This window comes from Natronomonas sp. (assembly GCF_036625485.1).
Classification (GTDB): Archaea; Halobacteriota; Halobacteria; order Halobacteriales; family Haloarculaceae; genus Natronomonas.
In genome coordinates, this window is sequence record NZ_JAZKTR010000121.1 from 1 (window position 1) to 7292 (window position 7292).

Annotated in this window: 10 protein-coding genes; 8 read left to right on the plus strand and 2 right to left on the minus strand. The window is 65.9% G+C overall.

Features of this window, described 5'->3' with window-relative positions; translation table 11 throughout:
• The 3 genes from V5A53_RS11270 to V5A53_RS11280 all read left to right on the plus strand — a co-directional run.
• A partial coding sequence (locus tag V5A53_RS11270; RefSeq protein ID WP_332313711.1) for a VWA domain-containing protein occupies window positions 1-520 on the plus strand: 520 nt, incomplete at its 5' end.
• Window positions 521-575: 55 nt separating this feature from the next.
• Window positions 576-1421: an NOP5/NOP56 family protein gene (locus V5A53_RS11275; protein WP_332313712.1), complete on the plus strand. Its 846-nt coding sequence runs from the start codon at window positions 576-578 to the stop codon at window positions 1419-1421.
• Window positions 1418-2059: a fibrillarin-like rRNA/tRNA 2'-O-methyltransferase gene (locus tag V5A53_RS11280; protein ID WP_332313713.1), complete on the plus strand. Its 642-nt coding sequence runs from the start codon at window positions 1418-1420 to the stop codon at window positions 2057-2059. Before V5A53_RS11275 ends, V5A53_RS11280 begins: the two co-directional genes overlap by 4 nt.
• On the opposite strand, the gene V5A53_RS11285 is transcribed toward V5A53_RS11280, so the two are convergent.
• Entirely contained in the window at window positions 2053-3156 is a 1104-nt protein-coding gene (locus tag V5A53_RS11285; RefSeq protein WP_332313714.1) for an RNA ligase, read from the minus strand. The two genes, V5A53_RS11280 and V5A53_RS11285, sit on opposite strands and share 7 nt — an antisense overlap.
• Window positions 3157-3216: 60 nt before the next feature.
• Here V5A53_RS11285 and V5A53_RS11290 point away from each other — a divergent pair, with 60 nt between their 5' ends.
• The 4 genes from V5A53_RS11290 to V5A53_RS11305 all read left to right on the plus strand — a co-directional run bounded on the left by V5A53_RS11290 (window position 3217) and on the right by V5A53_RS11305 (window position 6228).
• Window positions 3217-3876, plus strand: coding sequence for an RNA ligase partner protein (locus V5A53_RS11290; protein WP_332313715.1), 660 nt, complete (start codon window positions 3217-3219; stop codon window positions 3874-3876).
• A gap of 65 nt (window positions 3877-3941) precedes the next feature.
• Entirely contained in the window at window positions 3942-5018 is a 1077-nt protein-coding gene (locus tag V5A53_RS11295) for a glutamate--cysteine ligase (protein WP_332313716.1), read from the plus strand.
• A gap of 55 nt (window positions 5019-5073) precedes the next feature.
• Window positions 5074-5667, plus strand: coding sequence for a winged helix-turn-helix domain-containing protein (locus V5A53_RS11300; RefSeq protein WP_332313717.1), 594 nt, complete (start codon window positions 5074-5076; stop codon window positions 5665-5667).
• A gap of 69 nt (window positions 5668-5736) precedes the next feature.
• Window positions 5737-6228 carry a phosphopantetheine adenylyltransferase gene (locus V5A53_RS11305; protein WP_332313718.1) on the plus strand — a complete coding sequence of 164 codons (492 nt, stop codon included), beginning with the start codon at window positions 5737-5739 and terminating at the stop codon, window positions 6226-6228.
• A gap of 46 nt (window positions 6229-6274) precedes the next feature.
• Here the strand turns inward: V5A53_RS11305 and V5A53_RS11310 are convergent, their stop codons facing one another.
• A complete protein-coding gene (locus tag V5A53_RS11310) occupies window positions 6275-6583 on the minus strand; it encodes a transcription initiation factor IIB family protein (RefSeq protein WP_332313719.1) in 309 nt (102 codons plus the stop codon).
• Between the two features lie 108 nt (window positions 6584-6691).
• Here V5A53_RS11310 and V5A53_RS11315 point away from each other — a divergent pair, with 108 nt between their 5' ends.
• Window positions 6692-7201 (plus strand): MOSC domain-containing protein, encoded by a 510-nt coding sequence (locus V5A53_RS11315; protein WP_332313720.1) that lies wholly within the window; start codon window positions 6692-6694, stop codon window positions 7199-7201.
• The last annotated feature ends 91 nt before the right edge of the window (window positions 7202-7292 follow it).

Here is a 7292-nt window from a genome sequence, read left to right on the forward strand (position 1 = left end):
CCGAGCGGCGGTGACTCTTTACGATTTCGATTCGGGCGTCGAGCAGGTCTATCAGGGGAAACCGATCTCGAAGGCGCCGGAACTCGACGAGGAGACGTACACGCCCGGCGGACAGACGGCGCTGCACGATGCCATCGCGACGGCGGTCATCGAGACGGACGACCACATCGGGAAGCTTCCAGCGGCGGTACAGCCGGAAACCGTCATCGTGGTCGTCCTGACCGACGGCAAGGAGAACGCCTCGGAGACGCCACAGGAGCGGGTCCGCGAACTCGTCGAGACCTACCGGACGGAACACGACTGGGAGTTCCTGTTCATCGGCGCCAATCAGGACGCGGCGCTCACCGCCCGAAAGATGGGCATGAACGCGGACAAGTCGCTGGACATGTCCCACAGCGGCGAGGGCGCTCAGGCCGCCTACGAGTCCACCTCTCGGAACATCAGTGAGGCGCGACAACAGGGCGAAGCCGGTGGGTACACCGAGGAAGACAGACAGCGGCAGTCCGACGCCGACGAATAGCTCCTCGGGTGGCCACATCGGCACGCATATGTGAGCCACGGCGCAACGAGACGGCATGAACGGAGCCGAACCCTCGACGGACGGCTGGTTCGAGGGCGTCGACCGCGAGGATACGGACGCCACCGCCGAGGCGGTCCGAAACGGTACTGCCGACGCCCCCGCCGACTGGCCCGCTCGCGCAGTCGAGTCGGGGTTCGCCAGTGACGAGGACGACTACTACGAGACGCTTCACGAGGCGACGATGGCGGCGACACGCGCCGCCGTTCAGGAAGCTGAATCCGCCGACGACAAACAGCTCATCCACGCCGTTCGGGCGATGGATGACTGCGACCGGACGGCCAACGAACTCGCCGAACGCGTCGCCGAGTGGGCCGGGTCGGTTCGCGAGGACGCAGGCACGGGCGTCGAGTACGCCCGCGAACTGGCCGAGAAAACTGATTCCGACGGCGAGGACCGACTCGTCTCGTTGGCCCAGCGGATTCGTGACCTCGACGACGAAGCCGCAGCCCTCCGGACGCACGTCCAGCAGACGGCGCCCGAAGTCGCGCCGAACCTCGCGGCGCTGGCGGGACCGGTACTGGCGGCTCGACTCATCGCCCTCGCTGGGGGCCTGAAGGAACTCGCACGGAAGCCGTCCGGGACGATTCAGGTGCTGGGTGCCGAGGAGGCGCTTTTCGCCCACCTCCGGGGTCACGCGCCGTCGCCGAAACACGGTATCATCTTCACTCACGAGGCGGTGCAGGGAACCCACCCCGAAAATCGGGGGTCGGCGGCCCGGGCGCTGTCGGGCAAACTCGCCATCGCTGCACGGGTAGACTACTACTCCGGCGAGCGGAAGCCGGAACTCGACGAGGAACTCGCCGACCGCATCGAGATGATTCAGGCGCGTGATACCCAATGAGCCTCCCCGACGGCGTCCAGCGGCGGACCTTCGAGAGCGAGGACGTCCTCTCGACGGAGGGGCAGCCGGTCTACGGCGAACCGACCGCCGACGGCTGGCGAAAGTGGGACGCCCGCCGCTCGAAACTCGGTGCGATGCTCGAAACCGGGATGGACACCGGCCTCCATGGTGGCGAGACGGTGCTGTATCTCGGCGCAGCCGCCGGGACGACGGTCAGCCACGTCGCGGATTTCGCGGGGCCGACCTACGCCGTGGAGTTCGCGGCTCGGCCGGCGCGTGACCTGCTCGATGCCGCCGAACCGCGCGGGAACCTCTTTCCGCTCCTGAAGGACGCGCGCAAGCCAGAGACGTACGCCCACGTCGTCGAACCCGTCGACGTCGTCATCCAGGACGTCGCCACGCGCGGGCAAGCGAAGGTCGCGCTCGCGAACCGGCAGTTCCTCGCCGACGATGGCCGGCTCCTGTTGGCCGTCAAGGCCCGCAGTGAGGACGTAGCCAGAGAGCCGGACGAGGTGTTCGACGAGGTGCTGGAGACGCTCCGGGACGGCTACGAGGTCCGGGAGACGCGCTCGCTGGAGCCGTTCCACGAGGACCACCTCGGCGTCGTCGCGACGCCGCGTGACGGGGCCTCTCAGTAATCGACCGGGTGGCCGTCGAGGTACGCCTTCGTCTTGTCCTCCGTCGACCGCATCCGCTTGCGGAACGTAACGACACGCTCGCCAGCGTTCGTTTCGTCGTCCAGTACGTCGATGGTGAGGCCCTGCTCGCGGAGATGCGAGAGCAGTTCCGTGACGATTCGCGGCGGCGCACGGACCGTGTGTTCCTGTCCGACCGGCTGGCCGTCGTCGACGGCTTCGATGGTCTCGACGAGGGGTTCGAGGATCGCCTCGCCGACGGCGTTGGCGCGTTCGGTCGTGTCAACGTCGTGTTCGACCGCTCGGAAGGCCTCCCGGAGCAACCGCTGGAAGACGAACGACTGGCCGTACTCGAACGGCAGTGAGAAAGCGTGTGCGAGGTCGGCCTCGGTCGACGCGCTCGTTGTGTATTTGAGTTGTGTCCGGCCGTCCTTCGATTTCATGACGATTCCTTCCCGACCCTCAGCGTCGAGTTCGTCGACGATACCGGCGATGGCGTCCGTCGCGGTCGGCGCGTACGTGCCGAACGACCGCGTCTGCGGGACATCGTATCGGTCGAGCAGGTCACGTCGTCGGTCGACGGGGAGCGGGTCGCCGGTCGGCCGCTCCCGAAGGTCGAAGGCACGAAAGGTCGCAGATTCGACGTCGGGATAGGCGTATTGCGTGTAGGGGTTCTCGGGCCCGATCACCTCCCCACAGACGACGAGGTCCGGTCGGGCGTCGAACAGCCCATCGAGGTCGAGGCGGCTTCTGACGAGATACGTCGTGAACGGACAGGCGATGCCGCTCCGCGTGAAGGCGACGACATCGCCATCGAGGCGAGCGACGCGCGCATTGTAGCCGTTCAACTTCTCCTCGACGACGAGCGGGCCGTCGAACTGCTCGGGGACCCCCGGGTCGAGCAGTAGTGCGCGCGGAATCTTCGGATAGCCACAGACCGGGAAGTCCTCGGGGCCGAAAAGCACTGCGCCACGGTCGAGCGGCCCCCGATAGTCCGGGAGGTAGCGGTACCGCGTTCCCCTGAAATATCGGGTTTCGAAGTGCTCCGTGACGGCCTCGAACGCCTCGTCTCCGAGACCGAACTGTTGGCTGTTCCCCATCTGACTGTGGCATGGAATAACGCACCACGAATATATGAAGGCGGCGGCGCAACGACCGATATGGACGGCTACCCCCTGAAACAACGGTTCGTCCTCGATACGTCGCTTTTCATCACCGAGGAGATCCGCGAAAACGACGAGGACCTCGAGGCGGCGGTCCTCCGGTTGCTCGACCTCATCGCGGAGGCCAAACTCAGCCTCGGCGTCTCCTGTTACATGCCGCCGTCGATCCGGAAGGAGTTGACCACGATGCTAGATGACCGTGGCGTCGACGAGGAAGTGTATTCGAAGCTCAACACGTGGGTCATCGCGAAACACCCCGACCGGTACGGCGTCCAGATGCCGGCCGAGGTCGTCTACGAGTTCGTCGACGAGATGAGCACGCGCGTCGACCGGGGTCTTCGCGTGGCCGAGGAGGCCGTCCGGGAAGCCGGAGCCACCGACGACGAGCCACTCGACGAGAACGAATACATGACCAACGTCGACGAAGTGGTCTCCGAGTTGCGCGACGACTATCGGCGGGCGCTCAGACAGGGGATACTGGACTCCCGCGAGGACTTCGATCTGCTCGTCCTCGCGGCCGAACTGGAGGCCGGCGTCGTCACCGAGGACCAGGGAATCATCGGCTGGGCGGAATCGTTCGGCCTTCGCTATCTCCGCGGGAGCGACTTCCCGACGTTGCTGGAGGAGTACCTCCACGCCTCCGAGCGCATCGAGTGATGGCTGTGTATCCCGACCGCAGTAGGTCACATCCTATTTAATGGACGGCGGCAAAGGAACGGCCAATGGAACTTGGGTCGCGTGATGCCTTCGACCGGATGGGAACGCTCGGTATCGAAGAGGAGTTCTTCGTCGTCGATGCGGACGGGCGACCCACCGCCGGCACCGACGAACTCGTCTACGAGGCCGACCCGCCCGAACTGCTGGACGGACGACTCGACCACGAACTGTTCAAATGCGTCATCGAGACGCAGACACCGACCAACGAATCCCTCGCCGAGGCCCGCAAGTCGTTGGGCGCGGTCCGAGAGGCCCTCGTCGACCACGCCGAGGCGTACGATTTCGGCATCGCTGCCGCGGGGCTCCACCCCGCCGCGAAGTGGCGCGAACTCGAACACGCCGAGAAACCACGCTATCGTGCGCAACTCGACCGGATTCAGTATCCCCAGCACCGCAACACGACCGCCGGCCTCCACGTCCACGTCGGCGTCGACGACGCCGACAAGGCCGTCTGGATCGCCAACGAACTCCGCTGGTATCTCCCCATCATGCTCGCGCTGTCGGCCAACTCGCCGTACTGGAACGGGTTCGATACCGGACTGGCCTCCGCGCGATCGAAGATCTTCGAGGGCCTGCCGAACACCGGGATGCCGACGACATTCGCGGATTTCGAGGAGTTCCAGGCGTTCGAGCGGATGATGGTCGAGACGGGCTCTATCAACGACAGGGGTGAACTCTGGTACGACGTCCGCCCCCATTCGGCCCACGGGTCGGTCGAGATCCGGACGCCGGACGGGCAGGCCGACCCCGACCGGGTGATGGCCTTCGTCGAATACACCGAGGCGCTCGTCGAGGACCTCGCGGCCCGTTACGAGGACGGCGAAGCCGGCTACGACCACCGACGCGAACCCCTCGACGAGAACAAGTGGCGCGCGATGCGACACGGCCACGACGCCGAGTTGCTCGACAAGGACTGGAACGAGTCCATTCCGCTCGGCGAGTTGGTCGAACGCGAGTGCAGTCGCCTCGGCGTTGACGGTATCCGCGATATCTACGACGCCGAAAGCGGCTCGCAGCGACAGCGAAACCTCCGGGAAAGCGGCGGGCTCGATGCCGTCTGCCAGGCCCTGTTAGTCGACTGAAATCTGCCGTGGGGTTTATATACCGGTATTCCTTGTGTCCGTCTGAATACGACGCATGTCTACTGACGATACCACTGAAGACGGGGAGGGCGAGCCCGTCGATACGGAGGAGGGGAGTGTACGGGACAAACTCGAACAGGAGGCCGAGCGGGCCGCAGAGCAGTTCGACGAGGGTATCGTCGACCTGCTGTCGTGGGTGCTCGACACGGAGACGCGGGCGCGCATCTACGTCTACCTCCGACAGAATCCGGGGAGCACGAGCGAGGAGATCGCCGAAGGAACCGGGCTCTATCCGAGCACGGTCCGGGAGGCGTTGGCCGAACTGAACGACGAGGACAAAGTCGAGCGCCGCAAGCGGGAATCCAGCGGCGCCGGTAACAACCCCTACGAATACACCGCGATGGCGCCGAGCGACCTCGTCAGCACCGTCGTCGACGACGTTCAGGAGGAACTGAACACCGTCTTCAATCTCGACTCCCACCTCGGTATGGGCTCCGAAGAGGACGTCGAACCCGTCGACATCACGGTGCAAGGTGACGACGATGACGACGCCGACGCTGAGGCGGTAGACGACGCCGACGCAGACGTCGAATCCGGGGCCGAAGACGACGCCGATACCGAAGCGGACGACACGGGCGAAAGCAACTGACGGGAGGCTCCACCGCCGCTTGTCGCCTCTATCGAAGCCACTAAATCGGGGCCGTTCCTTTCCGCCCTCATGAGGGTCGTACTGGGCGGTACGTTCGACCCGGTGCACGACGGCCACCGGGCGCTTTTGGACCGCGCCTTCGAACTCGGGGACGTGACTGTCGGATTGACCAGCGACGAACTCGCCCCGAAGACGCGCAGCGAGGAGCGCTACGTTCGCCCCTTCGACGAGCGGAAAGCCGAACTCGAAGCCGAACTCGAAACGTTCGCCGAGGAGTACGACCGCGACTTCGAGATCCGGACACTCGAAGAGCCGACCGGTATCGCCACCGAACCCGGCTTCGACGTCCTCATCGTCTCCCCCGAGACCAAGGAAGGCGGTCGGATGGTCAACGAGGAACGGGAGGAAAAGGGCCTCGACCCGCTGGAGATCGAGGTCGTCGACCACGTCAACGCCGAAGACGGCGACATCATCTCCTCGACCCGCATCGTCGCCGGCGAGATCGACGAACACGGCAACGTCACGCCCGACCGCGAAGGGCGGGATGCAAGCCGCGACTGACGTCTCTACTTCGTAGCGGACCCACCGAACGGAACCGCCAGCGCCGCTACCACTTCGGCGGCTCCAGTCCGGCCTCTTCCATCAGGGCCTTCCATCGCTTCTGGACGGTCAGCCGGGAGACGCCGACGGCGTCGGCCACGTCCGACTGCGACCGGCGCTCTCCTGCGATGAGCGCGCCGGCATAGAGGCTCGCCGCCACCGTCGCCTCCTTCGAACGGTCCGCTTCCGGCACCGTCGACAGGAAGAGGTCCGCGGCACGGGATTTGGCCTCGCCGCCCAGCTCCAGTCGCTCGGCGGCGTCGTCGATGGCGGCCAGCCACTCCTCGTTCTCGACGTGGTCGGTTGCGCGGTACACGCACGCCACTCCGGCGCGCAACCTTATAAACGGTCCGCGCGCTCGGCCCGTCCTCCCAGACCACGCCCTCGGCGTCGCACGTATGTGTTTCCCGCCCGTATCGAGGGTATGCGAGTCGAGGATATCTTCATCGCCGAGGCGGCCGGCGAACCGATGCAGCGCCGCGATGCCGTCGGGGCCGTCGACGGCGGCCTCGAAGGTGACCGCTACTGTACCGGTCGCGGCTACTACTCCCCCTTCGACGTCTGCGAGGTCACGTTCGTACAGGCCGAAGCCATCGACGCGATCCACGAGGAGACGACAATCGACATCAGCGACGGCGGCCACCGTCGCAATGTCGTCGTCCGCGGCGGCGACGTCCACGAGTTGCTCGATACGCGATTCACGTTGGGCGGCGCCACCTTCGAGGGAACCCGCCCGCGGCCGCCCTGTCGGCACGTCGAGCAGGTCGCCGGCGAGGACGGCCTGATGCGCGCGCTCTCGAACGGCCGCGGCGGTATCTGTGCCCGCGTCGCCGAACCCGGAACGGTCAGTGTCGGTGACGAGGTCGGCGGTATCGAGGAGATGGGGAACTTCGAGGGGTTGGTCGCCAACATTCGCGAGCGGGTCGGTCGGTAGCGACAGGTATTTTTGACACAGGGCGGTACGAACGCCTGCGCGCGGGTTGCCGAGCCAGGCCAAAGGCGTAGCGCTTAGGACGCTATCCCGT